The organism is Hymenobacter guriensis (genome assembly GCF_015773195.1).
Lineage (GTDB): Bacteria > Bacteroidota > Bacteroidia > Cytophagales > Hymenobacteraceae > Hymenobacter > Hymenobacter guriensis.
The window spans coordinates 26,761-52,657 of record NZ_JADWYK010000018.1 but is presented as its reverse complement, the minus strand read 5'-3'; the positions used below and the strand labels follow the sequence as shown (position 1 = coordinate 52,657).

Below are 25,897 nucleotides of genomic sequence, written 5' to 3'. Positions count from 1 at the left end.
ATACCCACCGGCAGCCTCGTTTTTTTCAGGCGCTTTGCTTACCCTTTACGGGCGGGTAGTGCGCCCGGCATAAGCTTATCCTGGGGCACTTGCGTTCTGCCTGCCTCCTCGGAACCTGCAGGCTGCCGCTTCTTTTGCGTAAATAGTATAAAGAGAGCCGTCAGCAAAACCGTCTGCAGAAAGGTAAGACCAGCACATACGGCGGCCTGCAGCGGCGAGAGGTGACCGGTTGACCAGCCGAGCAGCCAGGCGTTCAGGGAAATCAGGAACATATGCGTGAAGTACACCACCATGCTATAGGTGTTGATCAGCTTATGATATTTCCGGATGCCGGCTGACTGAATATGCAGCACGCCATAGAACAGAAACACACTGATGGGCAGCATACTCACCGCCAGCTGATACTGAAGCGGCCCCTGGACAAACCAGCCAAGCAGCATGAATTCTGTGCCCACGCAAAGCCCTGTCAGAATGACAAACTTCCGGGCCCTGATTTGCAGGAAAACGTCTTCGTATTTGGCCACGAGTACGCCGCCGAGGATAAACGGAAAGCCAACTCCCAGGTAATTGGCCGTTGCATAGCCCAGCAGATACATGTGCTTTAGCTGGAACAGTGGTATCACCGCCGGGAACCAAGCCTCAACCACCACCCGCAGACTGCCATTTAAAACTTGGGCCAGGACAAAGCCGGCCAGTGCCAGCCAGACTCCTTTGCGCAGCTGCTGTCGGCTGTCGAGAACATACGAAACGAAAATGCCGAATAGCAGGGGTGGAATAAACCACAGAACCAGATACGGTCCCCTTACCAGATAACGCTCGAAAAGTACCTTGAGCGGCTGCAGGGAAAAGTTGCTTGCCACTAGCTGAGGCACTACTACCGTACCGAAGTGGAGCAAACAAAAGAACATGTAAATCAGGCCAACCCAGCGCAGATAAGCCGCCACGTACCGGCGCGGCTCCCGGGCATGGTGCCAGCCCTGGTAGGCCAGGAAGCCCGCTATCATGTAAAAACATGGCACCACCATACTTGCGGCCTGAACCAGTCCTGGTAGTTGCTGATTGAGCTCCATGTACGTATCCGACAGCCGGATATGATTCTGCATGACCAGCAGCGAGCCGATCAGCTTGAATATCGTTATGCCCGGATAATACCGGCGTAACCCGTTAGTCATGCTTAATCTGTTCTAAAACGAGTTGCTTTATCGACTCACTGGAGATTTTACCGGAGCCGGAGAGCGGAAATTCGGTTAGCGGTACCACGTATTTCGGCACTTTAAACTGCGACAGGCGCGTGGCCAGATCGGCCTGTATCTGAGCAGCGCTTACCGAGGCCCCAGGCTGTACAATGATAGCGGCGCATACCTGCTCCCCATAAAGCTCATCGGGAATGCCTACCACGAAGGCTTCGGCCACGCCAGGATGCTGCAGCAAGGCATTTTCTACTTCCACGGGGGAAATCTTTTCTCCACCTCGGGAAATAAGTCGCTTCAGCCGGTCGGAAATGATGAGGTAACCTTTGGGGCTGATGTAGCCGATGTCGCCCGATTTAAACCAGCCTTCGGGCAGAAAGCTTTCCTGCGTTATCGACGTTTGGGCGTAGCGCATCACGCGGTGGCTGCGAAGCTGGATTTCACCGGGCTGGTCGGGAGGTAGTACTTCCCCCGTATGCAGGTCGGCTACGCGCACCTGCACGTGCTTGTCGATGGGCCCACAAATGCTGTGGGGCGTAGCCTGAAACTCTTCGTAGGCGATGAAGCCATTCAGCAGGTTCATACCTCGCAGTAGTTTCAGAAACAGGTTTACCCACAGATTGCCTTGCTTGGTCACGAGGCAGGTGCCGTTGGCCACGGCCCCGGCTTCTGAGGAGCCGTAGCTCACGGTGAAGAAGTATAGCTGTGGAAGTTTGGCCAGGATTTTTTCGAGCATGGGCCCGTTCACGGCCGCTGAAGTGAAGGCAATACCCAGCACCGACATAAGCGGGGTGGTGTGCGCCAACGGACTTGTAAGCATAGCTTGCACCATGAAGGGCGTGCCAATCAGAAACTGGCATTTTTCCTGAGCAGCCGACTGCAACGCCCGCACCGGATTGAAGCGCGTGAGCATAACCACGCGCACATTGCTAACCTTCAGGGCCGTGAACAGCAGCCCAATACCCCCCAGATGGTAGAGCGGCAGCATGACCAGAGCCGTAAAGCGGTTAGTTAGCTGGTCGCTCAAGCGCGTGATGCGCGCTTTCAGCCACCCGCCAAGGCCGCTGCGGTTGGTTTGCTTCGCAATCAGGAAAGAAGCCGTGGTGCGAAGTACTCCTTTGGGTTGGCCAGTGGTGCCAGAGGTATAAAGCAGAAAAGCAGGCTCTTGGGTGTAGGAAGCCCGGAAGAGGGTCAGCAGGCTTTCGTCGGGCAACTGGTTTTCGGTCTTCAACAAGTCGGAGAGTGTCCGGAACGGCGACGGTACTTCTTCGGGTGGCCCCTGCACAAATACGTGGGGTGGCAGCCAGATAGAGAAGCCCGGGGTAGCCTGAGCCTCGGTGGCCAGCTCTGCCGAGGGCAGCAGCTTGGGCCCCGTACCCAGTAACAAAGCCACCGGGCGGGCATCCAGGCAATACGCCTTAAGCTCTTCATTTTTGGAGTAGGCATTGATGGGCACGGCCACCGCACCCACCGCTACTATGGCCAGCAGCGTCTGAATCAGCTCAGGGCTGCCTTCCATTAGAACGGCTACCCGGTCGCCTTTCTGGATGCCAAGGCGGTGCAACGCCCCGGCCAGCAGCCGGACACCAGCCCACAGTTGCTCCCAGGTGCAGCTTTGCTGTAGCTCGGGAAAACAGAAAGCCACATCCCGGGGCGAGTAACGGGCCCGGTGGCAAAGCATTTCAGGAATGGTATCCGGGTTGAGGGCAGAAGGATGTATCATAAAGAAGCCCGTCCCGGCAGTAACATGCATCGGCGGCATCTGCTTTTCATTCCTCTGCCATGACAGCATAAAACAGGCCGGCACACGATTACGCTATTGCTTAGGGCTAAGGGGTAGGTGTAAAGAAGCACTCGGAGTCGTTGGCTTCTGAGCAGTGTAGTGGACGAAAATACAGCTGAGGCTTTTCCGACTCTATTTGGCAAGATACGGCAACTGCTGCATCTACTCAAGGCCTTCAACTTATCAGCAAACTATTACACTACATCCCTGAATTTTTCCGCGTATTTATGCAGCTATGAAACACCTTCTGCTGGCGGGCCTGCTGCTGACGCACGTAGCCTGCGCCCAAACCCCCAGGCATACTGCGGGTAAGTCTAAGTCCGCAGCCGTAACCAAGCAGGCCGGCAACCCGGTATTTCCCGGCTGGTATGCCGACCCGGAAGCAGTCATCTTCGGCAAGGAGTACTGGGTATATCCTACCTACTCGGCCCCGTTTGATGAGCAGGTGTTCATGGATGCTTTTTCGTCGCCTGACTTGGTGCACTGGACCAAGCACCCGCGCATTGTGGATACCACCAGCATCCGGTGGGCCCGGCGGGCTATGTGGGCCCCGGCCGTGGTCAAAAAGGACAGCAAATACTTTCTGTTCTTTGGGGCCAACGACGTGCATGAGGGCGAAGTAGGCGGGATTGGCTTGGCCGTGGCCGACCGGCCCGAGGGCCCGTTCCGCGACTACCTGGGCAAGCCGCTCGTGGGCAATATTCACAACGGCGCCCAACCCATCGACCAGTTCGTATTTCAGGATCAGGATGGGCAGTACTACCTCATTTACGGAGGCTGGTCGCACTGCAACATTGCCCGTCTCAAGCCCGATTTCACCGGCCTGCTGCCTTTTCCCGACGGCCAAACGTTCCGGGAAATTACTCCGCAGAATTATGTAGAAGGGCCGATTATGTTCCGGCGCCAGGGCAAGTACTACTTTATGTGGAGTGAGGGCGGCTGGGCCGGGCCCGACTACTCCGTGGCTTATGCCATAGCCGACTCCCCGCTGGGACCGTTCCGGCGCATTGGCAAGATTCTGCAGCAGGACCCGGCCGTAGCTACCGGCGCCGGCCACCACTCCGTGGTGCAGGTGCCGGGCACCGATGAATGGTACATTGTGTATCACCGCCGCCCGCTTTCGGAAACCAACCTGCACCACCGCGTCACTTGCATCGACCGGATGTACTTCGATGCCCAGGGCCATATTCAGCCAGTGAAGATTACGCAGGAAGGCGTAGCGGGCCGGAAGCTGTAGCGGGCCCCGGCACGCCTCTTTTTCTGGCCATTATAGGCCAATAAGCATCATATTCACAGAGTCTTGCTGTGGGTGTTTGGCTTTACGTCTTGTCTCTACGCAGCCCATTCGTCCGGGCTTGCGTTATTTGGGTTGCGCCCGCACCGTTGCCCTGCCTGTTTTCGCCTGATGATGAACAAACCCTTTTTTGCAGTATTGCTGGCCGTCACGGCGCAGTTGCTGCTTCCTGCGCCGGCTGCGGCCCAAACCGACTTTACGCCTACCTGGAGCAAGGGTGTGGTGTGGTACCAGATTTTCCCGGAGCGCTTCAGCAACGGCGACCCCAGCAACGACCCCAAGGTAACCGACCAGGATGGCGCCTACCCCTTCGACACGGCCTCGCCCTTCCAGATTCATCCGTGGCAGAGCGACTGGTACCAGCTGCAGCCCTACGAGCAAAAGAACAGCAAAGACCTGTACTATAACCTGCAGCGCCGGCGCTACGGCGGCGACCTGCAGGGCGTGCTCAACAAGCTGGACTACCTGCAGAAGCTGGGCGTGCAGGCCGTGTACCTCACGCCGGTATTCTGGTCGCCGTCCTCCCACAAGTACGACGCGCTGTGCTACCACCACGTCGACCCCACGTTCGGGCCCGACCCGGAGGGCGACAAGAAGCTCATAGCTACCGAAGACCCGCTCAAGCCCGAAAGCTGGGTGTGGACCAAGGCCGACCTGCTGGCGCTCAAGCTGATTGAGGAAGTACACAAGCGCAGGATGCACATCATCTTCGATGGGGTGTTCAACCACCTCGGGGCCAAAAGCTTTGCCTTTCAGGACGTAGAGAAAAACCAGCAGGCCTCGCCCTACGCTGATTGGTTTATGGTCAAGAGCTGGCGCGACGCGAGCAAGGGCACCAGCTTCGAGTACAACGGCTGGTTTGGGGTGAAAACCCTACCTGAGCTCAAGGAAGATGCCAACGGCATCGTGGCCGGGCCCAAGCAGTACATTTTCGACGCTACCCGGCGCTGGATGAACCCCATGAACAAGGGCGCCGACCACGGCATCGACGGCTGGCGGCTGGATGTGGCTTACGACGTGGGTCACCCCTTCTGGAAAAGCTGGCGCGCCCACGTGCGCAGCCTCAACCCCCAGGCCTACCTGACGGCAGAGCTGGTGTTTCCAGTTGAGCAAACCCGGCCTTACCTGAGCGGCGAAGAGTTCGACGCCACTATGAACTACAACTTTGCCTTTGCCGTGCACGACTTCTTTGTGCAGGATGCCACGGCCTCTACTGCCTCGCAGTTTGATGCCCGCCTAAAGGAGCTGCGCGAAGCTTTCGGGCCGGGCGTGGCTCTGAACATGCAAAACCTGGTGGACAGCCACGATGCCACCCGCATTGCCAGCGCCGTGGCCAACCCCGACGGCAAGAAGTTCGGCGACTGGGGCCAGTACTTCAACTGGAGCCAGAAAAGCAACAACAAGAGCTACAACGCCCGCAAGCCCACGGCCCCGCAGCGGCAAAAGCAGAAGCTGATTGCCGCCTTCCAGATGCTGTACCTGGGCTCCCCGATGATTTTCTACGGCGACGAAGCCGGCCTCTGGGGCAGCAACGACCCCGACTGCCGCAAGCCCATGCTCTGGCCCGAGAAAACCTACGACCCCGAAACCTTCAACCCCGACCAAACCCGGCACGACCCCGACCCGGTAGCCTTCGACCCGGAGCTGTTTGCCTGGTACCAGAAGTTTATTGAGCTGCGGGCAAAGCATCCGGCCCTGCGTCTCGGCACTTTCAGCACCGTGGCCACCGACGACGCGCAGAAGCTCTACGCCTTCCGCCGCCAGCTGGGCTCCGATGATGTGCTGGTGGTCTTCAACCGCGGCAATCAGCCCGCCACCTTCACCAACGACCTCCTGACCCAGACAAAGTACCGTAACGCCTTCACCAAAAAGCGGGTAAAGCAGGTTACTATTCCGGCTATGGATGTGCTGGTGTTGAGTAAGAAGTAAAAGCATCCGGTTTGGCAACGTAAGCAGGCGCTGGATATGGCGTCAACAAAAGTGCCGCTTAGGAAAACTGAGCGGCACTTTTGTTGACGCCATATCCAGCGCCTGCTGGGGCGGCAGCAGCCAAAGCCCCAAACCCGATATCAGGCGCGGGTAGCAAGACACTCGCAGAAAAAAGTAAATCCGTTAATATTTACTTTGAAATACAAAGCACTTTTATTTCATTTGCATCGACCCAGTTTCTTTGCCGGCCAACGCTCCCCGCGTGTGGTGTCGGCCAGAGAGATGCCGGCCCCAGTGTTTTTTCTCTTTCACACCTCCAAACCGTACCGCTATGACGCTGCCCCTCAGAACTCTTGTTCGCCTTGCGCTGATAACCGCCGGCATTCTGCTGGTGCCCCTGGTGCTCACGCAGTTCTCCGATGGGGAAGGCTGGAATCTGTTTGATTTCATCGTGGCCGGGGGCCTTATATTCGGTACGGGCCTGGCGTACGAGTTGGTAGCCAGCCGGCGGGGCAATACTGCCTACCGGCTGGGCACTGGCCTGGCGCTGGCGGCTACCTTGCTCCTTATCTGGGTGAACCTGGCCGTCGGGATTATCGGGAGCGAGGACAACCCGGCCAATCTGCTGTTTGGAAGCGTCTTCCTTATCGTATTTCTCGGGGCTATCCTGGCGCGACTGCAGCCCCGCGGCATGGCTCGCACGATGCTGGCGGCGGCCGGCGCGCAGTTTCTGGTGCCCGTGGTAGCAATGCTGATCTGGAGGCCCGAGCTTACCATGGGAGTGGCCAAGGTGTTGGCGGCCAATCTGCTGTTCGTTGCGCTTTGGGTGGGCGCGGGTCTGCTCTTCCGACAGGCCAGCGGCCCCCGACCCGAAGCAGCATCCACCGCTTCCGGGGCAGCGTAGGCTCCCTCCCGGACCGGCAGCTCTGCTCCTGGCGCTACGAATACCGGCGTCGCCAGATTTTGTACCAGTGCTTGTTGCTTGGGTAGCTGCGCGTGGCCGTGATGTTGTTGACTACCAGGGCCACTCCGAGCAGCAGCAGCACACCCACGAGCACCGGCATCAGCACGTACCAATACCCCAGCGCCTTGAGCTGCGCCGAGCCCACCGTGGCAATAAGGGCCGTGGCACCACCCGGCGGGTGCAGGGTTTTGGTTATCTGCATACCCACAATGGACAAGGCCACTGCCAGCGCCGCCGCCAGCCACAGCTCTTCGCCCGCCATTTGCTGTACCGTTACGCCAATAACCGCGCTGATGAGGTGCCCTCCAATAAGGTTGCGCGGCTGCGCCAGCGGGCTGTTCACGACCCCATAAATCAGCACCGAGGAGGCCCCGAACGAGCCCACGAGCAGCAGCGTATCGGAAGGGCCAAAGACGTAGCGGCTCAGCAGGCCAATCAGCCCCATGCCGGTAAACGCCCCGATAAATGTCCAGAGGTGCTCTTTATAGTCGAACAGGGTTTCCTGGTAGATGATGACCCGTGCCCGGCGTGCGTGTCCGCGTAGCTTTCTTCGCATGTGCAGTGGTTGGCGGCGGCCGGCTATCCTTCGGCAAATATAGGGCAAGGCTGTAGGAAGGCCAACTCAAGCGTAGATGCCTCAGCGCGGCCCACGAGTTGTCAGGACCACATACCGGAGCGTCAACGGCCTGAGCCAAGACCTCAGAGCCTTGGCCGGGGCGGCAGAGCGTTTTACCGGGGTACCCATGACCATATCCTCGCGGCCCTGGGCTTTGCTGGGGTAACAGGAAGGCGAGGCAGCCGCGCCGCCGGTTGCTTCCGGCGCGCAACCGGCTAGGGTTGCTGGGCCAGGGCTTTTGCCGAAACCGAGGAAGCTGGTGCTGTAAGGAAACTGCCCGAAACGAAAAGCGCCACCCCGGTTTCCCGGGGCGGCGCGGTATCAGCTTGCCGCTGATGCGGCAGCGGAGGCACAACCTTCGCTCTATACCAGCGTGTGGGCGCAGAATGCCCAAAGGCCGTCATGCTCTATCTGGCGTCCGTTTGCCGTAGCATCTCTACCGCTGGCTTATCAATTCCATTACAACGAAGAAGTAAAGCAGCTTCAACTTCGCGGACGCCGGATAGAGCGTGACGAAGCTTTTCGCATTGACTCTGAATCGTTTTTCAGCTGGAGTTTTCGGCCCTCAGCTACTACAGCTTGATGCCCTGCGCCGCCATGGCCTGTTCCTGCTGGGCCTGGTTAGCCAGGAACTCGGCGTGCTGCTCCGGGGTGCGCTCGGTGCCGAGGCTGGTCAGCTGCTCGCGTAGCTTGTCGGCCGGCAAGTCGTTGCAGTAGATGGGGCCGCCGGGCTGCTGCCGCCACGATTCGCGCAGGCTGCCGGCGTCAATGGCGTCGTAGCCCAGCTCTTCTACCAGTTGCATTACCTTCTGCTTGGCGGCGGCATCATCGGAGGCCACGGGCAGGGCAACGCGGCCGGGCGTACCAGCGGGCTTCCCCGGCTGGGCGAGGTGGTCGGCGAGGATGTTGTTGAACACCTTCACTACGGGGCGGCCCAGGTGCTGCTGCACCCAGCCGCTTTCGGTCAGGTCGCCGGTTTCCAGCTCCGGCAGCTGCCCGTCGCGCAGCAGCGGGTAGTAGTTGCTGGTGTCGATGATGGGCACCTCGGCCGGTACGCTTGCCAGCAGGTCTTTGGGCAGGTCGGGAATGTTTTTGAGCGGGATGGTTACCACGATGAGGTCGGTGCCGCGCTGGGCCGCTTCCTGGGTGGTGACGGGCGTAGCGCCGGTTTTCCGGGCCAGGTCCTGCAGCGTCTCGGGGCCGCGGGAGTTGGCAATGTATACTTGATGGCCGAGGCCCGTAAGCCGCCCGGCGAGGGCGCTGCCGATATGGCCGGCGCCAATGATTCCGATGTTCATAGTTGGGGTGGTTAGTAGTTCGTGCGCCGGTGACGTGCCGGTGCAGGGAGGTAAACAACGGAGGCGGGTGTTTTGCTTTTTTCTTCTTGGGATGGGCTAGAATGGTTAACGCCGCCGGAGCGGGGCTCGGGCGGCGTTGGATGGTGGTAATTAGGTAAGACTATGGACACACATTACGTCAGTCATATCTTTTCCATACGACTTGCTTCTCTTGTTCAAGAGTCAAATCCTGAATTGGAACTACTTTAACTATATCTAAATCTTTTAGTTTTTGCCAAAAAACAGCCTCATTATCAGTCTTTATAGCATCGACAATCAAAGATATATTCTGCCTCACTTCAAATTCATCTGCTCTCAAACTTTCAAGCTCAATTTTAGCTTCTTCACCAAACCAATGTGCATAGTCATTATCTGTATTATTTTTTATAGACGACTCTAAAACACTTTTCAACATTACAGAGGCTATCAAGGTAAAAACAACTTGTGCGTATGCTTTTAAAAAACGAATATCATACCTCAGTACATCCTCATCCAGTATAATTCTGTTATTTTCATCGACTGATTTAACTAACTTGTGCATAGCCTCGTCATTAGTTTGCAAGTAGCCATCATCATGCTTGCAGCAATTGGCAATCATTCTAAGCCTGTCAACTAGGCTATTAGCAACGGATCTTTGCGATGCACTCTTGTATAGTAAGTCTTTTTTCAATCCATACACTTCATTAAGCTCTTGAAAAGAAGATTTTAAGTTTACAGCATAACCCTTAAATATTCCGAAGTGAGAACCTTCTGAAAAGGCAAACATATGCTTAACTAAACTTTCTATCTTATGATATATCAAAACATAAGCATTTCTCAAACATTCCTGAACTGGGTCCTCAAAGAAACCTCTTGGTAGATCAATACTCTCCTTCAAGCTTGCCGATTCATATTCATCTACAAGTGATAATGAGTACGCTTTGGCCGCTGGTAAATAATATTCAATATACTTCTTCTCTAGTTCATCAATATCGAATGCAAAGAATATATTATACTTTATAAAAGCAGCTGAATGATCATTAACTTCTCCATGCACAGCCTCAGCGTGGTTGCTCATTGCTTCATTGATACGACCGTAGATAAAATCTATCTTATTCATTTTCGCTTGCAAGTTTCCATTATGGAGTAATTATACTTATTTTCTCACATCAGCCTCATTTTGCCACTCTTGCTTTTTAGTTCTTCCGCCGCGCTCAGGATTGTATCTTAGCTGCCAGCGTAGTTCTGTTCCCTGTAGCGCGGAGTTTCTGCTTTTGCTTCCTAGCTACCACGAAGCGGGCAATTTCCTGAGCGGCTTGCACCGTCAGCGGCTCGGCAGGCGCAACGACTAAATCCACCTTGCGAGGCTCTATGCCTATTTTCTTGCTCATAGTTGGTGTGAGTATTTGATTATTTATGCCCAATTGAATTCCATATAGGCTTAAGGTCTCGAATAATTTTCTCTTCTATGCTAGACACGCTAATCCACTCATTGTCAGATAAGCCCAACTGTTCGCGAAGTTGCTCTTCCGATTGTGCAAAAACTATAAGCTGATGGTTGGCCATAAGTGCAGTTGCAATTAGCCCACGTTTAAAATGATAGACGTACTTGCCTTTTGTGTACAACCATCGTTTCGCGAAAGTATTGGTAAACTTTCCACAATAAACGATTGAGTTATCCTGCACGATGAGGTATACTCCCTTTCGAGTAGAAAAGAACTTCTCATCATTTACTATGTAGCGAACTATCGGCCCATCCTTATTTTCTCCATCTACAGAATCTAATTCTAAGATTTTATCGAATTTGAGTGGGGTGTTTGCTAAATGCATTGCTTCCTATTTTCAAATGCCTATTATAAGTCTAACTCCTACTCTCGCCCCGGAATCTTCACCCCGCGCTCCTCGGCTACCTGCTGGGCCAGCTCGTAGCCGGCGTCGGCGTGGCGGAAGACACCCATGCCGGGGTCGGTGGTGAGCACGCGGCGCAGGCGCTCGGCTTTTTCGGGAGTGCCGGTGGCCACGATGACCATGCCGGAGTGCGTGCTGTTGCCGATGCCCACGCCGCCGCCGTTGTGCAAACTCACCCAGTCGGCGCCGGAAGCAGTGTTGGCCAGGGCGTTGAGCAGGGGCCAGTCGGCTACGGCGTCGGAGCCGTCCTTCATGCCCTCGGTTTCGCGGTTGGGCGAGGCCACGGAGCCACAGTCGAGGTGGTCGCGGCCGATGACGATGGGGGCCGAAACTTCGCCGCGGGCCACCAGGTCGTTGATGACCAGGCCGAACTTTTCCCGCTCGCCGTAACCCAGCCAGCACACGCGGGCGGGCAGGCCGATGAAGGGCACCTTGGCCTGGGCCTTCTCGATCCAGCGGGCCAGCATCTTGTTGTCGGGGAAGGTTTCGAGCAGGGCGCGGTCGATGCGCAGGATGTCCTGCGGGTCGCCGGAGAGGGCGGCCCAGCGGAAGGGGCCTTTGCCCTCGCAGAACAACGGGCGGATGTAGCCGGGCACGAAGCCGGGGTAGAGAAACTGCCCGTTCTCGTCGCGCACCCGCAGGCCGCCTTTTTCGGCCTGGCCGCGCAGGTTGTTGCCGTAGTCGAGGGCCACGGAGCCGGCCGCCTGCATATCAATAATGGCCTGGCAGTGCTTCACGATGGAGGCAATGGCCTGGCGCTTGAATTCCTCGGGGTTGTTTTTGCGCAGCTCTAGTACCTCCATGATGTCGCCCTCGGGAATGTAGTCCATCAGGTCGTGGGCCGAGGTCTGGTCGGTGATGATGTCCACCTGAAAGCCGCGGGCCAATAGCTCGGGCAGCACGGTGGCGGCGTTGCCGGTGAGGCCCACCGACCAGCCGATGCGGTCTTCTTTCGAGCGGAGGCAGATTTCAAGGGCGTGGTCGAGGTCCTTGGCCTGCACGTCGAGGTAGCCTTCCTGCACTTTCTGCTTTACGCGGGCGTCAATGGGTTCGATGACCAAACACACGCCGTCGTTCATCGTCACGGCCAGCGGCTGCGCGCCGCTCATGCCGCCCAGGCCTGCCGTGACGGTGATAGTACCGCGCAGCGTGCCGCCGAAATGCTTGTCGGCCACGGCAGCAAAGGTTTCGTAGGTGCCCTGCAGAATGCCTTGGGTGGCAATGTAAATCCAGGAGCCGGCCGTCATCTGCCCGTACATCATCAAACCCAGCTTGTCGAGCTCGTCGAAGTACTCCTGGGTGCTCCAGGCGGGCACGATGTTCGAGTTAGCAATAAGCACGCGCGGGGCGTGGGCCCAGGTGCGCAGCACGCCCACGGCCTTGCCCGACTGCACCAGCATGGTTTCATCGGGCTCCAGGTTCTTGAGGGTGCGCACAATGGTCTGGTACTCCTTCCAGTTGCGGGCCGCGCGGCCGGCGCCGCCGTACACGATCAGCTCGTCGTACACTAAGCTCACGGCCGGGTCCAAGTTGTTTTCGAGCATGCGCAGGGCCGCTTCGGCTTCCCAGGTTTTGCAGCGCAGCTCGGTACCGTGCTGGGCTTTTACCGTTTCCTCGGGCTTGTACTCGTAGTACATGGGCCGGGTGGTGGGCTTTTCGGCCGAGGATTTGGAGGTGGCTTCGAGGTTGAGTTCAGGCGTTTCGAGAGTGGAGTGCGACATAGTCGGGTGAGGTAGTTCCGGATAGTGGGTGGAGTGGCGAATATAGCGTTTTCGGCGCGTGGCAACCGGGTTTTTCAGCAGCGCAGCCATTAGGCTAAGGCGGCGGCTTTCGGCTGACTCTCTCGCCCTGCTAGCAGGTAATTCCACTCCCAAGTGCTTGCGCCATGACCGGTCGGCATTAATCTCAATATTAAAATAATATTATTAAATAAGCCAACTGACGATTTAGGTGCAAGATTATGACAATTTTATTATAAAGCGGGTTACAAAGATTTAGGGGCAAGTATAAACCCTTCGACTGCGACCAGGTAGGCGCGGCTCAACCACTTCTCTTTTCACCAAACCCTTCACCCTAGTATGAAAAAGGTTCTTTTCTTGGCGCTGGCTACGGCCTCGCTCACCTTCGCCTCGTGCGGCGGCAATCAGCAGGAAGGCGCCAGCGAAGGCACCGGCACGGAAACCGGCACGGAATCGGGCGACATGGAAACGGGCGCCAACTCCGACATGGGTGCCGACACGAGCATGAGCGGCACCGGCGACGCCAGCGGCGCGGGCGCTACCGACGGCAGCACCTCGGGCAGCACTTCCGGTACCACAGCTGGCGGCTCCACTTCCGGCGCGGGCACCACAGCTGGTGGTTCTACCTCCGGCGCCGGCACCACGGCTGGTGGCTCTACTTCCGGCATAGGTACCACGGCTGGTGGCACGGGCTCTACGGGCACGGCCACTACCTCGGGTCAGTAAGCTTTTTTGAAGTTAATGAAAAGCCCCTCGCAGCTTTGCGAGGGGCTTTTTGTTTCAGCCGGTTCCAGGCACGGAGCAACCCTCTCTTTTAAGACTGGGAAACCCAAGTTATAGGGCTCGACGAAAAATTTCCTGGCATATGGTGAGCCATCATTGCCTTATTGAGAGTATAACCGCCTGATGTGCAGCTTGGCTGCTGTGCAACTACGCTTTCTGGCTTCTACCACAACCAACTTGTCTCATGAAAAAGATTCTTTTCCTGGCCCTGGCAGCGGCCTCTTTTACCCTGGCTTCCTGCGAAGGCAACGGCACCGGCTCGGAGCGCGGTGAGGGCGACCAAACTACCAGCATGGCTACCAACTCGCCAAGCGAGCAGGCTGAAGCCGGCGCAAACACTGACACTACCGCTACCACCGACACCACTACTACCACTCCATAAGGTATCGGTCGGCAAACAGTAAAAGCCTCTTGCCAGCAAGGGGCTTTTTTGTGTCCATAACTCAGTGGCTATAACATGGCTGCCGCCTGATACTACTCGCGTAACCGCTTAGTGCCTAACGCCCGTTTGCCTGCAAACGAACCCAAAATTTTATTATTAGTACGCCATCGATACAACTAAGCGCATATATCACGCACCTTTTTCAGATTATATACCTCTGATTATCTGCACATAATACTTAATTACCAGCAGGCAGTACGGCACTTGGGAAACGCTTCTATCACAAGCTTGCTGCCGTAGCCGGGCAAAAGCCTATACGGTTCCTTCAGTTTCTTTTGTCTGCCAGTTTATCGACTCTATTTTTCAACGAATTATTTATATACCTTGAGGATCGATATACGATTCTTTATAATGTTTATCTTATATAGCCTATTCTGGCCTTTTATCAAAGGTTACTTATCATAAGTGTATCCACCTTCTAAATAGCGACTTAGCAAAAGCCTGCTTTTAAGTTGCTCCAATTGATATATATGCTGAGTTCAGCTCCGCTGCTCAACATACAGTTTAACAGCTCTTACCCAAGCTATTGCTTGCAGAAAGCCCTTTGCAGCAATCGTTTCCACAGCGTTCCGGGAACGATTGTGCCAGATTCGGTTCCATTTGTCACTCCCCTACAATTACATAACCCCACCAAACCTCTCTACAATGGGTAAAACCCTACACAACCGCCTGCTCCGCCTACTGCCGGAGTGGCTCGCGGGGCCGCACACCCCCCGCGCCCGCGCCGTAAAAGCAGCCGCGCTTTCGGTGCTGAGTATTGGTCTTGCCACCGCCCCGGCCCACAGCCAGATCGTAGCCGTAGGCTCCGGCAGCTACACCACCCAGTTTCCGGGAACCGACGCCGCCGGCCGCAACGCCGTGCCGGCCGGCTCGCCCCTGCTGAGCGGGGTGGCCGCCACCAAGCCGGTACCTACCAATGAGTGGTGGTCGGGCAAGCTGCGCAACAACCACACGAATAACATCTTCAACTACCCCCTTACGCTGCGCACGCACGAAACGGGTCTGGTGGTGAACTACATTATACCGCCGGCCAGCACCACGGAATACCGCCAGCCCAACAGCGACGTAATGGCCGTGACGGTGGGCGTGCAGAGCCTGAATGCCACGGCCGCCACCGTGTCGGACTACTCCGACTGGACCGTGACCATGAACTGGCACAGCGGTTCCAACGACTTCAATGCCACCGTCGGTATGGGCATGCCCTTCGTGTACCTGACCAAAGGCGCCTCCGACGTGGCCACGGTGAAGGTAGCCGTGGGCACGGTAACCATCAACGGGGAAATGCTGCTGATCAAGGACTCTTATAATGGAGCCGATTACGCGGTGTACGCCCCCGTGGGGTCTACCTGGACCAACAATGCGGGCACCTACACCTCTACGCTGAATGGCAAGACGTACTGGTCCATTGCCCTGCTGAACCCAACGGCACCGGATGCCCTGGCCGCCGCCAACGCCTATAAGCAGTACGCCTACGTATTCCCGGCCAGCACCAAGGTCGACTGGGTGTTTACTGAGAGCACCTCCGTAGTGAAAACCACCTTCACCGTGACGCCCTCTGTGAAGGAAGGCGCCAATGGCGTAGTCCTACAAGGACTGCTACCCCACCAGTGGGGCTACATGGCGGCGGGCTCGGCTCAGCCGGCCGGGCAGATCTACCCTTCGGTGCGGGGCCAATTGAAGATGCTGGCCGGCAACGTGTTTTCCACGGCCTACACCTTCCACGGCATTCTGCCCACCCTACCCTACCTCGATAACTACAGCACCGGATTTAGCCCGGTGAAGTTGAACGACAAGGTGCAGGCCCTGCAAAACAATGGCCTGGCCGAGTGGACGGACTCCTACAACGAGGGCCAGGAAATGAACAAGCTGATTCAGACGGCTCGCATTGCCGATGAAACCGGCAACACCGCCGCCCGCGACCAGATCGTGAATACCATCAAAAACCGGCTTCAGGACTGGCTGTCGGCGGAAAGCGGGGAAAACGCCTTTGTATTCTACTACAACTCCACCTGGTCGACGCTGTTCGGGTATCCCGCCGGCCACCACCAGGACGACAACATCAACGACCACCACTTCCACTGGGGCTACTTCATCCACGCCGCCGCCTTTCTGGAGCAGTACCAGCCCGGCTGGGCCGGCCAGTGGGGCGCCATGGTGAACATGCTGGTGCGCGACGCTGCCAACCCCAGCCGCACCGATACCCAGTTCCCCTTCCTGCGCAACTTCGACCCCTACGCGGGCCACTCCTGGGCTGATGGCTTTGCCAGCTCGCCTATGGGCAACAACCAGGAATCGACCTCGGAAAGCATGCAGTTCAACTCGTCCCTGATTCACTGGGGCGCTATCACGGGCAACAAAGCCACCCGCGACCTGGGCATCTACCTCTACGCCACCGAGCAGGCTGCTATTGAGGAATACTGGTTTGACGTGAACGACCGCACCTTCCAGCCCAACTACGCCTACAGCGCCACCGGCCGCGTGTGGGGCGCGGGCTACGACGCCGGTACCTTCTGGACCCAGGACATCCGCGCCGTGTACGGCATTCAGCTTTATCCTATGCACGGCGGCTCACTGTACCTCGGTCAGAACCACGCCTACGTGCAGAAGCTCTGGACGGAAATCACCCAGAACACGGGCATTCTGCAGAATGAAGTGAATGCCAATACCTGGCACGACCTGCTCTGGGAATACCTGGCGTTTATCGACCCGGTGAAGGCCATTCAACTCTACGACGGCTTCCCCAACCGGCCCATCAAGTTCGGGGTTTCGGATGCGCAGACCTATTACTGGCTGCACGCCATGAATGCCCTGGGTCGGGTAGATGCCTCCGTGACGGCCAACAACCCCGAGGCCGTGGTCTTCAACAAGGCCGGCGTGAAAACCTACGTGGCGCACAACTACACCAACGCGCCCATCACCGTAAACTTCTCCGATGGCTACGTGCTGAACGTGCCGGCCCGCAAGCTGGCCACCAGCAAGGACGTGGCCGTGGCGGGTACGCTTACGACCAACGCCTCGGAAGTAGCCGCCAACGGCAGCGTGACGCTGAGCGTGGCTACCACCGGCTCCGGCGTAACGGGTGTGGAGTTCTTCGACGGCAGCACGTCTTTGGGCACGGTAGCCACCGCGCCTTACACCAAAACGGCTGCTAACCTGAACGTGGCTATCCACAACTTCTACGCGAAGGTGTACGCTGGCTCACTCTTCAAAGTCACCAACATTGCCTCGGTGCAGGTAGGTAAGCAAACCTCCTTCACGGGTGCGCCGCAGGCCGTGCCCGGCACCATTGAGGCCGGTAAGTACGATACCTACGCCGGCGGACTAGGCCAGGGCATTGCCTACAACGACGCCAGCGCCTCCAACCAAGCTACCTTTGAGCCGTCGCCCACGGTGGCGTTCCGGCCTACGGAGTACGTAGATGCCGTAAGTGATGCCGCCGAAGGCACGACCGTTGGCTGGGTGGATGCCGGCGAATGGCTGGAGTACACCATCAACGTGGCTACGGCCGGCACGCACACGCTGGCCCTGCGCTACGCCGCTGGCAACTCCACCGGCGGGGGACCTTTCTCCCTCTCGATTGATGGCAACGTCATCAGCGCCAACCAGACCGTGACAACTACCGGCGACTGGGGAGCCTGGGGCACGAAAACCATTACCGGCCTGAACTTGCCGGCTGGGGAACATGTGCTACGCCTGAGCTTCACGCAGGGCGGCTTGAACGTAGGCCGCATGACGTTCACCTACACCGGTACCTCAACCAACACCCCGCCTACCGTTAGCCTGACTTCGCCGGCCAACGGCGCCGGCTTCACGGCCCCCGCTTCCATCACGATTAATGCCAACGCCGCCGATGCCAACGGCACGGTGAGTAAAGTAGAGTTCTTCCAGGGCGCAACCAAGCTGGGCGAGGATCTGACGTCGCCCTACTCTTACGTCTGGACGGGCGTAGCGGCCGGCACGTACTCCCTCACGGCCAAAGCCACGGATAATGCCGGCGCAGTAACTACTTCCACGGCTGTAAGTGTGAGCGTGACAGCGGCTCCCACGGCGCAGGCCATTCCCGGCACCATTGAAGCCGAGAGCTACACGGCCCAACAAGGCACCGACAAGGAAACCACGACCGATACGGGCGGCGGCCAGAACGTAGACTGGTATGAAACCGGCGACTGGCTTGACTATTCGGTCAACGTGGCTTCGGCCGGGCAGTACACTGTGGGCTTCCGCGTGGCCTCGGCCAACGGCGGGGCGACGCTGCAGCTGCGCAACAGCGCCGGCACGGTGCTGGGCTCGGTGAATGTAGGCAACACGGGCGGCTGGCAGAGCTGGCAGACGCAGACCACGACCGTAACACTGCCGGCCGGCGTGCAGACCCTGCGCCTGTTTGCCTCCGCCTCCACGGGCACGAATGTGAACTGGCTCTCCTTCACGGCCGTAACGACCAACACCCCGCCCACGGTTAGCCTGACTTCCCCGGCTAACGGGGCCAGCTTCACGGCTCCGGCTTCCATCACGATTAACGCCAACGCGGCCGATGCCAACGGCACGGTGAGCTCGGTGGCCTTCTATAATGGTACCACGCTGCTGGGCACGGACACGTCCTCGCCCTACTCCTACACCTGGACCGGCGTGGCCGCGGGCACCTACTCCATCACGGCCCGCGCCACCGATAACGCCGGGGCGGTAACCACGTCTTCGGCCGTTAGTGTGACGGTAACGGCCGCTCCCGTTGGCCAGACCATTCCCGGCACCATTCAGGCCGAAAGCTACTCGGCCATGCTCGGCATCCAGACCGAGACGACCACCGACACGGGCGGGGGCCTGAACGTGGGCTACATCGAAGCCGGCGACTGGATGGACTACGCCGTGAACGTGACCACGGCCGGCCAGTACACCGTGGGCTTCCGTCTGGCCAGCGAGCCGGGCGGCGGAAGCCTGCAGCTGCGCAACAGCGCCGGCACCAGCCTGGGCAGCGTGACGGTTGGAGCGACCGGGGGCTGGCAGAGCTGGCAGACCCTGAACGCCACGGTGACCTTGCCGGCCGGTGCGCAGACCCTGCGCGTGTACGCCACGGCCGGGGGCGTGAACATCAACTGGCTCAGCTTCACCGCTGTGACCACCAACACGCCGCCGACGGTGAGTTTGACTTCGCCCAGCAATGGCGCGACGTTCACGGCTCCGGCTTCCATCACGATTAACGCCACTGCCGCCGATGCCAACGGCACGGTGAGCTCGGTGGCCTTCTACAATGGCACTACGCTGCTGGGCACGGACACGTCCTCGCCCTACTCCTACACCTGGACCGGTGTCGCTGCGGGTACTTACTCTATCACGGCCAAGGCCACCGACAATGCCGGGGCAGTAACGACTTCTTCGGCCGTGAGCGTGAGCGTGAGCAATGCATCCACGGGCGGCTACTGCGCCGTGACTTCAGACTTCAGCTACGGGGCCGTGAGCAGCGGCGGCAACCTGACCATCACCTTCCACCCGCTGGGGGCCACGGCCGGTGGTAACCTGGCGCTGCTCTACCTGCGCCAGGGCACGAGCGGCGCTTATCCAGGCTACACGATGACCAAGAACGCGGCCGGGGACTTCACCTACACGCTGCCCATGGCCACGGGCACGGTCGTGAACCTGTACTTCACCTATCAGGTGGGCGCCGGGGGCCCCGAGCGCAACAACTCGGCCACGCCTTTCTCCTACACCGTGGGCACTAGCTGCAACCTGCAGGCCCGTACCGGCACGGCCCTGGCAACCAACGCCTCCTCGGCTGCAACGGCTGAGCTGCACGTAGCGCCCACGCCCAGCCTGGGCGATGCCACGGTGCATTTCCGGTTGCCACAAGCTGGTGCCTACACGCTCACGCTCTACGACATGAACGGGCGGCTGCTCCGCACGCTGGCTACGGGCCAGGGTAGCGGCGCTCAGACGGTGACGCTGAACACGCGCCAGTACTCGGCCGGTGTGTACGTAGTGCGCCTCACCGCAGGTCAGCAAACCCTGACGCAGCGGTTGGTGGTGAGCCATTAACCCACAGACGGTAGTTTGTCCCAAAAAGCTCCACCCGATATGGGTGGAGCTTTTTATTTGGGCAAAGGCGAGATATAGCCCGTAGCAGCTGCTTTTGCGTATGGCATTTACAAGACCAATTCACCTGACTTCTATGAAACAAGTAGCTGCTGGCGTACACCAGCTCACCATCCAACGCTTCGTCAATCTGTATTTCGTAGAAACCACTACCCCCGGGGCATGGGTGCTGGTAGATACCGGCCTGCCCGGCTCCGAAAAGGACATCATTGCGGCCGCCGATAAGCTGTTTTATCCGGGTACGCACCCCGAGGCCATCATCCTTACCCACGGCCACATAGACCACTCCGGCTCGGCGCGGGCCCTGGCCGAGCACTGGAAGGTGCCAGTGCTGGCTCACCCGCTGGAGTTGCCTTTCCTCAGGGCTGAAGCCGTGTACCCACCCGCCGACCCCACCGTAGATGGCGGCGGCACGCTGGCCTTTGTGGCGCGGTTTTTCCTGCCCCAGAGCTTCCAGCTGAGCGACGTGGTGCAGGCCCTGCCTACTGAATCGGAGGAGGAAGTGCCTTACCTGCCCGGCTGGCGCTGGCTGCACGTACCCGGCCATGCGCCCGGCCAGGTTGCCCTGTTCCGCGACGAAGACCGCACCCTGCTTGGGGCCGATGCCTTTGCCACAGCCAACCACGAGTCGGTGCCTTCCCTCTTGCTCCAGATACCGCAGATCAGCGTAGCCGGAGCGCCTTTCAATTACAACTGGGAGCAGGTGCGCGAGTCGGTCCAGAAGCTGGCGGCCCTGCAGCCGCTGGCCATTGGCTGCGGCCACGGCCCGGTTATTACGGGTTCGGCGGCGGCTGAAGGCCTGGCCAGGCTGGCAGCCGATTTCCCGATGCCAGCGCACGGCCGCTACGTGCAGGAGCCGGCCCGTCTGGATGCAGGCGGCGTCCAGCACCTGCCCCCGGCTCCCCACGATGCGCTGCGGGACAAGCTTCGGCTTACGGCCGTGGGCCTGGGCGCTCTGGTAGGGGCAGCACTGGTAGTGCAGCGCTACAAAAAGCACCAGCAGAACGAGTACCCGCTGAAACAGTCGGAAGCACCTAAGCGCAAGCGCACGGGAGAAGTAAAACGCTTTGTACTGTAAGCTCCTGGCAGGTTTACAAGCATGAAAAGCCCCGCATCTTCACTGATGCGGGGCTTTTCATGAATTAGAATCTGCGCATAGTCTACTGGCGCACCGTGATACCGCCATTGGTCGTGACGGCCCGGATTGGGGCGCCGCCGCTGCCCAGCGTGGTAGCTACTTCCTTGCTCATCATGCCGGTTTTGGTGACGGGCAAGTCGCTGTTGATGCCGCCCATATTGGTGCTGGTGTAGAACCTGGCCGAGTAGCTTTTGGGCAGTTGCCAGGTGATGCCGCCATTGGTGGTCGATACGTCGAGGCCCGCACCGGTCCATTTCTCTCCGGCCAGCTTGATACTGAGGCCGCCGTTGGTGGTGTTGCCTTTCACGTTGCCGCCTACTTCTTCGAGCGAGATTCCGCCATTGGTGGCATCAAACGCAATATCGGCCGATACGTGGTCGACGTGGATGCCGCCATTGATGGTTTTCAGGTTGAGGGCCGTGTGGCGGGGCACGAACACCTCGTAGCTCACGGCCCAGCCGTTTTCGCTGCCTTCGGCCCGCAGCTTATTGCCTTTAGTACTGATGCTGATGCCCTGGGCGGTTTTCTGCGCGGCTTCGGCCGAGCGGGCCCAGGCCGATACTTTCGCCCGCACCTTCACCTCGGTGCCATCGTAGCCGTGCACGGTGATGCCGCCGTTGGCGCGGCCATCAATCAACAGGGTGGCGGTGCCGGGGCTGGCCAGGGTCAGGTCGCGGGTTTCGCAGAACTGCTTCTGGGAGCTTCGGCCGTCCCCATCCTTGCAGGTCAGGGAAAAGTTGGTGGTGGTTTGGGCAGTGGCAGCCGTAGCGGCGAAGCCCAGAGCGAGGGCGAGGAAAGTGGTTTTCATAGCTAAAAGAGAAAGGAGAAAGGAGAACGTGAAAGCCAGGGTCTTCAGGACCCGTACTTGCCCTATAGATGAGTGGCCGCGGCAAAGCGTTGCCTGAGGCATGTCTCAAGCTGAAAATTTTATACGAAGCCTTACGTAGATGCCTTGGTTAGCCGCGAGGCAACGCCCGTGAGGTAGGCCGTGATGATGGTAGCCGCCAGCCGCCCCGTCTGGTTGTCCCGGTCGTAGAGCGGATTGAGCTCCACCACCTCAAACAGACGCACTGCTTCGGCCTGGCCTGCCAGGAAAGCGGCTTCCGTGGCCTGGCGCGGCGTGAAACCATCGGCGCTTGGGGCCGATACGGCGGGCGCATACGCCTCGGCGCACCCATCAATATCAAAGCTCACAAACGCTGGTCCGCCGGTGCTGGCCCGGCGCAGGGCGCGCGTCATGTACTCGGGCATACCGTCCTGCTGCACGTGAGCCAGGGGCACTATATGGGCTTGTTGGGCGTGCAGAAAGTCGATATCCTCCCTGGTGTTCAGATTGGAGTGCAGACCGATTTCGGTGAACTGCTTTCCGGCCAGAAACCCTTCCCGCAGCAGATTGCCAAAGGGCGTACCGCTGCTGATGAGGCCAGGCTTGTCTTTCACGTCGGCGTGGGCATCAAGGTTGATGCCGCCCACGGCCTGGGCCCCGTTGGCATCGAACAGGCCGCGCACGGTGCTGTAGGTGCCGTCGTGGGAGCCGCCCAGCACGACCACGCGCGGGTAGCGGCCCAGCAGCCGCGCCAGTTCTTCCCGGATGAGCTGGTGGTTGGCGGCGTGGTCGGCGGAGGCGCGCAGGGCCAGGTTGCCGGCATCGGCGATGCGCAAGTGGTCGAGGCTGACGTTGTGCTCCAGATTATAGGTTTTGTGGTAGCGGCGCAGCTCCCGCCGGATGGCGTCGGGGGCGCCGGCGGCCCCGGCACGGCCGCCTTCGAGCACGGTGCCGAAGTCGAGGGGCAGGCCCACGAGGCACACATCGGCCTGGGGCAGCGCGGCGGCGGGTTGAATCAGTTCACGCAGGAAAGTAGCCATGGGCCAAAGGTAGCTGAACGGGCCGGAGCCGGATAAGCGGCGGATAGCGTAATTTGCGGGATGAAGCTGCGTATCCTTTTCTCTTTGCTAGCCGTGCTGTTCCTGGTTTCCCAGGCAAGAGCTCAACAGGCTCCTACCCGCCCCAAATCCGGGTTCTATACCACCTACGAGTACCTTACCTACGCCATCCTCGACCAGAGCGCGGGCCCCGAGCCGGTGGCAGCCCAGGGCGTGGGCGGCACCCTCACGCTTCGCCCCGACGGCACCTACCAGAAGCGCCTGACGCTGGCTGCCAACGGTACCACCCTGCACTTCGACCAGGATGGCCGTTTTGCCTTCACTGCCGACCATATCACCTTCACCTATACCGACAGTAAAGGCCAGCCCCGCACCGACGAAGGCACCTTCATGCTCCGTAGCGGCTTACTTACGCTTACCATGCAGGGCTACCCGGCCGGTAACCAGGGAATCTATACGCTACGCGGGCACTAAAACATAACTTTACTTATCCTGATCCGCGCTTTATCAAAGAAAAAACATAGGATATACGCATAAATTTCAAAACTTAAAAACCTGATATCATGAACCAAACAGCTGTAAAGTCTATTTGAGGGGAAAACTAATTTCATCCTATGTTTCGGTTGTCTACGCTTGCCCCATTTAGTCTTTTTCTCATTTTGATTGCTGCCGGCTGCCTGCGTAAGGAAGAAGTAGCCCCGGCCACTGCTCCCACCGCCGTAGCTGCTTCGGCCGATGCCACGGCGGCCACCGAGCCGGGCGTGCTTTACACCATTCTCAAGGGCCAGCACTACGCTACCAGCAACCCCGTGCGGCTGGTAAGCAAGACCAAGCTCAAGTTCTCGGTGAAGTTCGACAACACGGCGAGCTACAAAACCAAAGCCACCAACAACCAGGCTGACGTGAACAAGCTGTACGGCGTGGCCGATTGCAACTCCCTGCACCAGACCAACAGCGCCCGGTTTGGCTGGCGCTGGTACCAGAACCGCCTGGAGCTGCTGGCTTACTCCTACCGCGCCGGTGTAAACACCACCACCCTGCTCACGGCCATCGACCGCAACAAGTGGTACACCTGCGAGCTGCAAATCACCGATGGCAAGTACACCTTCCTGGTGAATGGCAAGAAAGTGGAGCACAAGCGCAGTTGCACGGGCGCGGCCAAGGGCTACCAGCTCTACCCCTACTTCGGCGGCGACGAAACGGCCCCGCAGAATATTACCCTGCGCCTGCAGGACCTACCCTAACGCCACAGGCTATGAAGTAACCCGGCGCCCCGGTTTTCAGCTTTATGTGCTGGAAGCCGGGGCGCCGGTGTTTGCGGACGGATGCGTTGCGCCCCGCCGCCGTTTCTGCTAACTTGCGGCCCCTTCGGCCCGCCGGCCGGGTGGCTTACTCATTCACTCAATTACTTATTCACCATAGATGGGACGCGCGTTTGAATTCCGCAAAGGCCGCAAAATGAAGCGCTGGGACCGGATGTCCAAGGATTTCACCCGCATTGGCCGGGAGATTGTCATGGCCGTGAAAGAGTCGGGACCCAACCCCGACACCAACTCGCGCCTGCGTACGGCCATGCAGAACGCCAAGGGCGTGAACATGCCCAAGGACCGGGTGGAAGCCGCCATCAAGCGCGCCAGCAGCAAGGAAGAAAAAGACTACCAGGAAGTGGTGTATGAGGGCTACGCGCCCCACGGCGTGGCCATTGTGATTGAAACCGCCACCGACAACCCCACCCGCACGGTGGCCAACGTGCGCATGTACTTCAACCGCGGCAACGGCGCCCTGGGCACGGCTGGCTCCTCCGACTACACCTTCACCCGCAAAGGCGTGTTCAAGCTGGCCGCCGAAGGCCTCGACCTCGACGAGCTGGAGCTGGAGCTGATTGACGCCGGCGCCGAAGACGTGTACGCCGACCAAGAAGAAGACGAGCACGGCGCTGTGAAAGACTACATCGTGGTAGAAACCGCCTTCACCGACTTCGGGCAGATGCAGAAGGCACTGGAAGAAAAAAGCCTGAACGTGGTATCGGCGCAGCTGCAGCGGGTGCCCAACACCACCGTGCACCTTGAAGGCGAGCAGTTGGAAGAAGTTATGAACCTCATCGAAAAGTTTGAGGAGGACGACGACGTGCAGGCCGTGTATCACACCCTTGGGTAGTCAGCGTTTCTGAAGACGTAGAAGCGGGCCACTCCATCAGGGTGGCCCGCTTTATTTTTTAGTGGAGTACTCAATACCTTTTAGCCATGTCTATTCACGACACTATCCGCCACATCCATCATAGCCTCATCCAGACGTTTGCCGCCCTGGATACCTGGTTTACCAAAGATGCCGACCTGCGCCGCTACCGGCCGCTGGATGGCGGCTGGACGGTTGATGAGATTCTGGAGCACGTGGGGCTCACCAATCATTTCCTGCTTATTCTAATTCATAAAGCCGCGCGCAAAGCCCTGCAAAACGCTCAGCAGCAGGACCTGGCAGTGGCTCTTGCTGAGCAGATATTTCAGCAGGATAAACTGGCCGAAATTGGCCGGCATAAGTCCTTTCCCTGGATACGGCCCGAGCATATGGAACCCAGTGGCACAAAGCCCATGGCCGAAGTTCGGCAACAGCTGGAGCAGCAGCTGCAGGAATGTTTGCAGACGCTGGACAACCTACCGAACGGGGAAGGCATCTTGTACAAGACGACGATGTCGGTGAATAGCCTGGGCAAGATTGATGTGTATGAATACCTGTATTTTCTGGCCCAGCACGGCCAGCGCCACCTGCAGCAAATGGCGCGCAACGAAGTTGAGTTTGATACCGGCCGGCTGTAATTAGTCACTTGAAC

At 58.7% G+C, this 25,897-nt stretch carries 19 protein-coding genes; 11 read left to right on the top strand and 8 right to left on the bottom strand.

Annotation, left to right across the window (positions count from 1 at the left end):
* Positions 1-38 precede the first annotated feature (38 nt).
* Both I5L79_RS20775 and I5L79_RS20770 read right to left on the bottom strand, forming a co-directional pair.
* A complete protein-coding gene (locus I5L79_RS20775) occupies positions 39-1,172 on the bottom strand; it encodes an acyltransferase family protein (protein WP_394368818.1) in 1,134 nt (377 codons plus the stop codon).
* Positions 1,165-2,913 carry a class I adenylate-forming enzyme family protein gene (locus tag I5L79_RS20770; RefSeq protein ID WP_196957006.1) on the bottom strand — a complete coding sequence of 583 codons (1,749 nt, stop codon included), beginning with the start codon at positions 2,911-2,913 and terminating at the stop codon, positions 1,165-1,167. Before I5L79_RS20770 ends, I5L79_RS20775 begins: the two co-directional genes overlap by 8 nt.
* A gap of 295 nt (positions 2,914-3,208) precedes the next feature.
* Between I5L79_RS20770 and I5L79_RS20765 the strand changes: the two genes are divergently transcribed.
* The 3 genes from I5L79_RS20765 (at position 3,209) to I5L79_RS20755 (ending at position 7,100) form a co-directional block, all read left to right on the top strand.
* On the top strand, positions 3,209-4,210 hold the full coding sequence (locus I5L79_RS20765; protein ID WP_196957005.1) for a glycoside hydrolase family 43 protein: 1,002 nt from the start codon (positions 3,209-3,211) through the stop codon (positions 4,208-4,210).
* A 168-nt stretch (positions 4,211-4,378) separates the two neighbouring features.
* The gene (locus I5L79_RS20760) at positions 4,379-6,196 is read left to right on the top strand and encodes a glycoside hydrolase family 13 protein (RefSeq protein WP_196957004.1); all 1,818 of its coding nucleotides are present in this window, start codon (positions 4,379-4,381) and stop codon (positions 6,194-6,196) included.
* 331 nt (positions 6,197-6,527) lie between these two features.
* The gene (locus I5L79_RS20755) at positions 6,528-7,100 is read left to right on the top strand and encodes a hypothetical protein (RefSeq protein ID WP_196957003.1); all 573 of its coding nucleotides are present in this window, start codon (positions 6,528-6,530) and stop codon (positions 7,098-7,100) included.
* 34 nt (positions 7,101-7,134) lie between these two features.
* Here I5L79_RS20755 and I5L79_RS20750 read toward each other — a convergent pair whose 3' ends face one another.
* The 4 genes from I5L79_RS20750 to hutU form a co-directional block, all read right to left on the bottom strand.
* The gene (locus I5L79_RS20750; protein WP_196957002.1) at positions 7,135-7,716 is read right to left on the bottom strand and encodes an HPP family protein; all 582 of its coding nucleotides are present in this window, start codon (positions 7,714-7,716) and stop codon (positions 7,135-7,137) included.
* Between the two features lie 632 nt (positions 7,717-8,348).
* Positions 8,349-9,167: an NADPH-dependent F420 reductase gene (locus tag I5L79_RS20745; RefSeq protein WP_394368819.1), complete on the bottom strand. Its 819-nt coding sequence runs from the start codon at positions 9,165-9,167 to the stop codon at positions 8,349-8,351.
* Positions 9,168-9,252: 85 nt separating this feature from the next.
* Positions 9,253-10,212 carry a hypothetical protein gene (locus I5L79_RS20740; RefSeq protein WP_196957000.1) on the bottom strand — a complete coding sequence of 320 codons (960 nt, stop codon included), beginning with the start codon at positions 10,210-10,212 and terminating at the stop codon, positions 9,253-9,255.
* 748 nt (positions 10,213-10,960) lie between these two features.
* Positions 10,961-12,721, bottom strand: coding sequence for a urocanate hydratase (hutU, locus tag I5L79_RS20730; protein ID WP_196956998.1), 1,761 nt, complete (start codon positions 12,719-12,721; stop codon positions 10,961-10,963).
* A gap of 357 nt (positions 12,722-13,078) precedes the next feature.
* Between hutU and I5L79_RS20725 the strand changes: the two genes are divergently transcribed.
* From I5L79_RS20725 to I5L79_RS20710, 4 genes are all read left to right on the top strand, one after another.
* Positions 13,079-13,465, top strand: a complete 387-nt coding sequence (locus tag I5L79_RS20725; protein WP_196956997.1) for a hypothetical protein — start codon at positions 13,079-13,081, stop codon at positions 13,463-13,465.
* Positions 13,466-13,706: 241 nt separating this feature from the next.
* Complete coding sequence (locus I5L79_RS20720) at positions 13,707-13,904, top strand: hypothetical protein (protein ID WP_196956996.1); 198 nt, start codon at positions 13,707-13,709, stop codon at positions 13,902-13,904.
* Positions 13,905-14,609: 705 nt separating this feature from the next.
* Complete coding sequence (locus I5L79_RS20715; protein WP_196956995.1) at positions 14,610-19,991, top strand: carbohydrate-binding protein; 5,382 nt, start codon at positions 14,610-14,612, stop codon at positions 19,989-19,991.
* 133 nt (positions 19,992-20,124) lie between these two features.
* A complete protein-coding gene (locus I5L79_RS20710; RefSeq protein ID WP_196956994.1) occupies positions 20,125-21,126 on the top strand; it encodes an MBL fold metallo-hydrolase in 1,002 nt (333 codons plus the stop codon).
* Positions 21,127-21,208: 82 nt separating this feature from the next.
* Here the strand turns inward: I5L79_RS20710 and I5L79_RS20705 are convergent, their stop codons facing one another.
* Both I5L79_RS20705 and I5L79_RS20700 read right to left on the bottom strand, forming a co-directional pair.
* Complete coding sequence (locus tag I5L79_RS20705) at positions 21,209-21,994, bottom strand: DUF4097 family beta strand repeat-containing protein (protein ID WP_196956993.1); 786 nt, start codon at positions 21,992-21,994, stop codon at positions 21,209-21,211.
* A 131-nt stretch (positions 21,995-22,125) separates the two neighbouring features.
* Positions 22,126-23,052 carry an arginase family protein gene (locus I5L79_RS20700; protein WP_196956992.1) on the bottom strand — a complete coding sequence of 309 codons (927 nt, stop codon included), beginning with the start codon at positions 23,050-23,052 and terminating at the stop codon, positions 22,126-22,128.
* 60 nt (positions 23,053-23,112) lie between these two features.
* On the opposite strand from I5L79_RS20700, the gene I5L79_RS20695 reads away from it, so the two are divergent.
* The 4 genes from I5L79_RS20695 (at position 23,113) to I5L79_RS20680 (ending at position 25,883) form a co-directional block, all read left to right on the top strand.
* Positions 23,113-23,544 carry a hypothetical protein gene (locus tag I5L79_RS20695; RefSeq protein ID WP_196956991.1) on the top strand — a complete coding sequence of 144 codons (432 nt, stop codon included), beginning with the start codon at positions 23,113-23,115 and terminating at the stop codon, positions 23,542-23,544.
* A 185-nt stretch (positions 23,545-23,729) separates the two neighbouring features.
* Entirely contained in the window at positions 23,730-24,314 is a 585-nt protein-coding gene (locus tag I5L79_RS20690; RefSeq protein ID WP_196956990.1) for a hypothetical protein, read from the top strand.
* 178 nt (positions 24,315-24,492) lie between these two features.
* Positions 24,493-25,227: a YebC/PmpR family DNA-binding transcriptional regulator gene (locus I5L79_RS20685; RefSeq protein ID WP_196956989.1), complete on the top strand. Its 735-nt coding sequence runs from the start codon at positions 24,493-24,495 to the stop codon at positions 25,225-25,227.
* A gap of 86 nt (positions 25,228-25,313) precedes the next feature.
* Positions 25,314-25,883, top strand: a complete 570-nt coding sequence (locus tag I5L79_RS20680; protein ID WP_196956988.1) for a DinB family protein — start codon at positions 25,314-25,316, stop codon at positions 25,881-25,883.
* Positions 25,884-25,897: the final 14 nt, after the last annotated feature.

Bases quoted from the DNA above. Each gene is read 5' to 3' on its own strand.
- I5L79_RS20775 (WP_394368818.1), bottom strand. From the start codon at position 1,172: ATGACTAACGGGTTACGCCGGTATTATCCGGGCATAACGATATTCAAG.
- I5L79_RS20770 (WP_196957006.1), bottom strand. From the start codon at position 2,913: ATGATACATCCTTCTGCCCTCAACCCGGATACCATTCCTGAAATGCTT.
- I5L79_RS20765 (WP_196957005.1), top strand. From the start codon at position 3,209: ATGAAACACCTTCTGCTGGCGGGCCTGCTGCTGACGCACGTAGCCTGC.
- I5L79_RS20760 (WP_196957004.1), top strand. From the start codon at position 4,379: ATGATGAACAAACCCTTTTTTGCAGTATTGCTGGCCGTCACGGCGCAG.
- I5L79_RS20755 (WP_196957003.1), top strand. From the start codon at position 6,528: ATGACGCTGCCCCTCAGAACTCTTGTTCGCCTTGCGCTGATAACCGCC.
- I5L79_RS20750 (WP_196957002.1), bottom strand. From the start codon at position 7,716: ATGCGAAGAAAGCTACGCGGACACGCACGCCGGGCACGGGTCATCATC.
- I5L79_RS20740 (WP_196957000.1), bottom strand. From the start codon at position 10,212: ATGAATAAGATAGATTTTATCTACGGTCGTATCAATGAAGCAATGAGC.
- hutU (WP_196956998.1), bottom strand. From the start codon at position 12,721: ATGTCGCACTCCACTCTCGAAACGCCTGAACTCAACCTCGAAGCCACC.
- I5L79_RS20725 (WP_196956997.1), top strand. From the start codon at position 13,079: ATGAAAAAGGTTCTTTTCTTGGCGCTGGCTACGGCCTCGCTCACCTTC.
- I5L79_RS20720 (WP_196956996.1), top strand. From the start codon at position 13,707: ATGAAAAAGATTCTTTTCCTGGCCCTGGCAGCGGCCTCTTTTACCCTG.
- I5L79_RS20715 (WP_196956995.1), top strand. From the start codon at position 14,610: ATGGGTAAAACCCTACACAACCGCCTGCTCCGCCTACTGCCGGAGTGG.
- I5L79_RS20710 (WP_196956994.1), top strand. From the start codon at position 20,125: ATGAAACAAGTAGCTGCTGGCGTACACCAGCTCACCATCCAACGCTTC.
- I5L79_RS20705 (WP_196956993.1), bottom strand. From the start codon at position 21,994: ATGAAAACCACTTTCCTCGCCCTCGCTCTGGGCTTCGCCGCTACGGCT.
- I5L79_RS20700 (WP_196956992.1), bottom strand. From the start codon at position 23,052: ATGGCTACTTTCCTGCGTGAACTGATTCAACCCGCCGCCGCGCTGCCC.
- I5L79_RS20695 (WP_196956991.1), top strand. From the start codon at position 23,113: ATGAAGCTGCGTATCCTTTTCTCTTTGCTAGCCGTGCTGTTCCTGGTT.
- I5L79_RS20685 (WP_196956989.1), top strand. From the start codon at position 24,493: ATGGGACGCGCGTTTGAATTCCGCAAAGGCCGCAAAATGAAGCGCTGG.
- I5L79_RS20680 (WP_196956988.1), top strand. From the start codon at position 25,314: ATGTCTATTCACGACACTATCCGCCACATCCATCATAGCCTCATCCAG.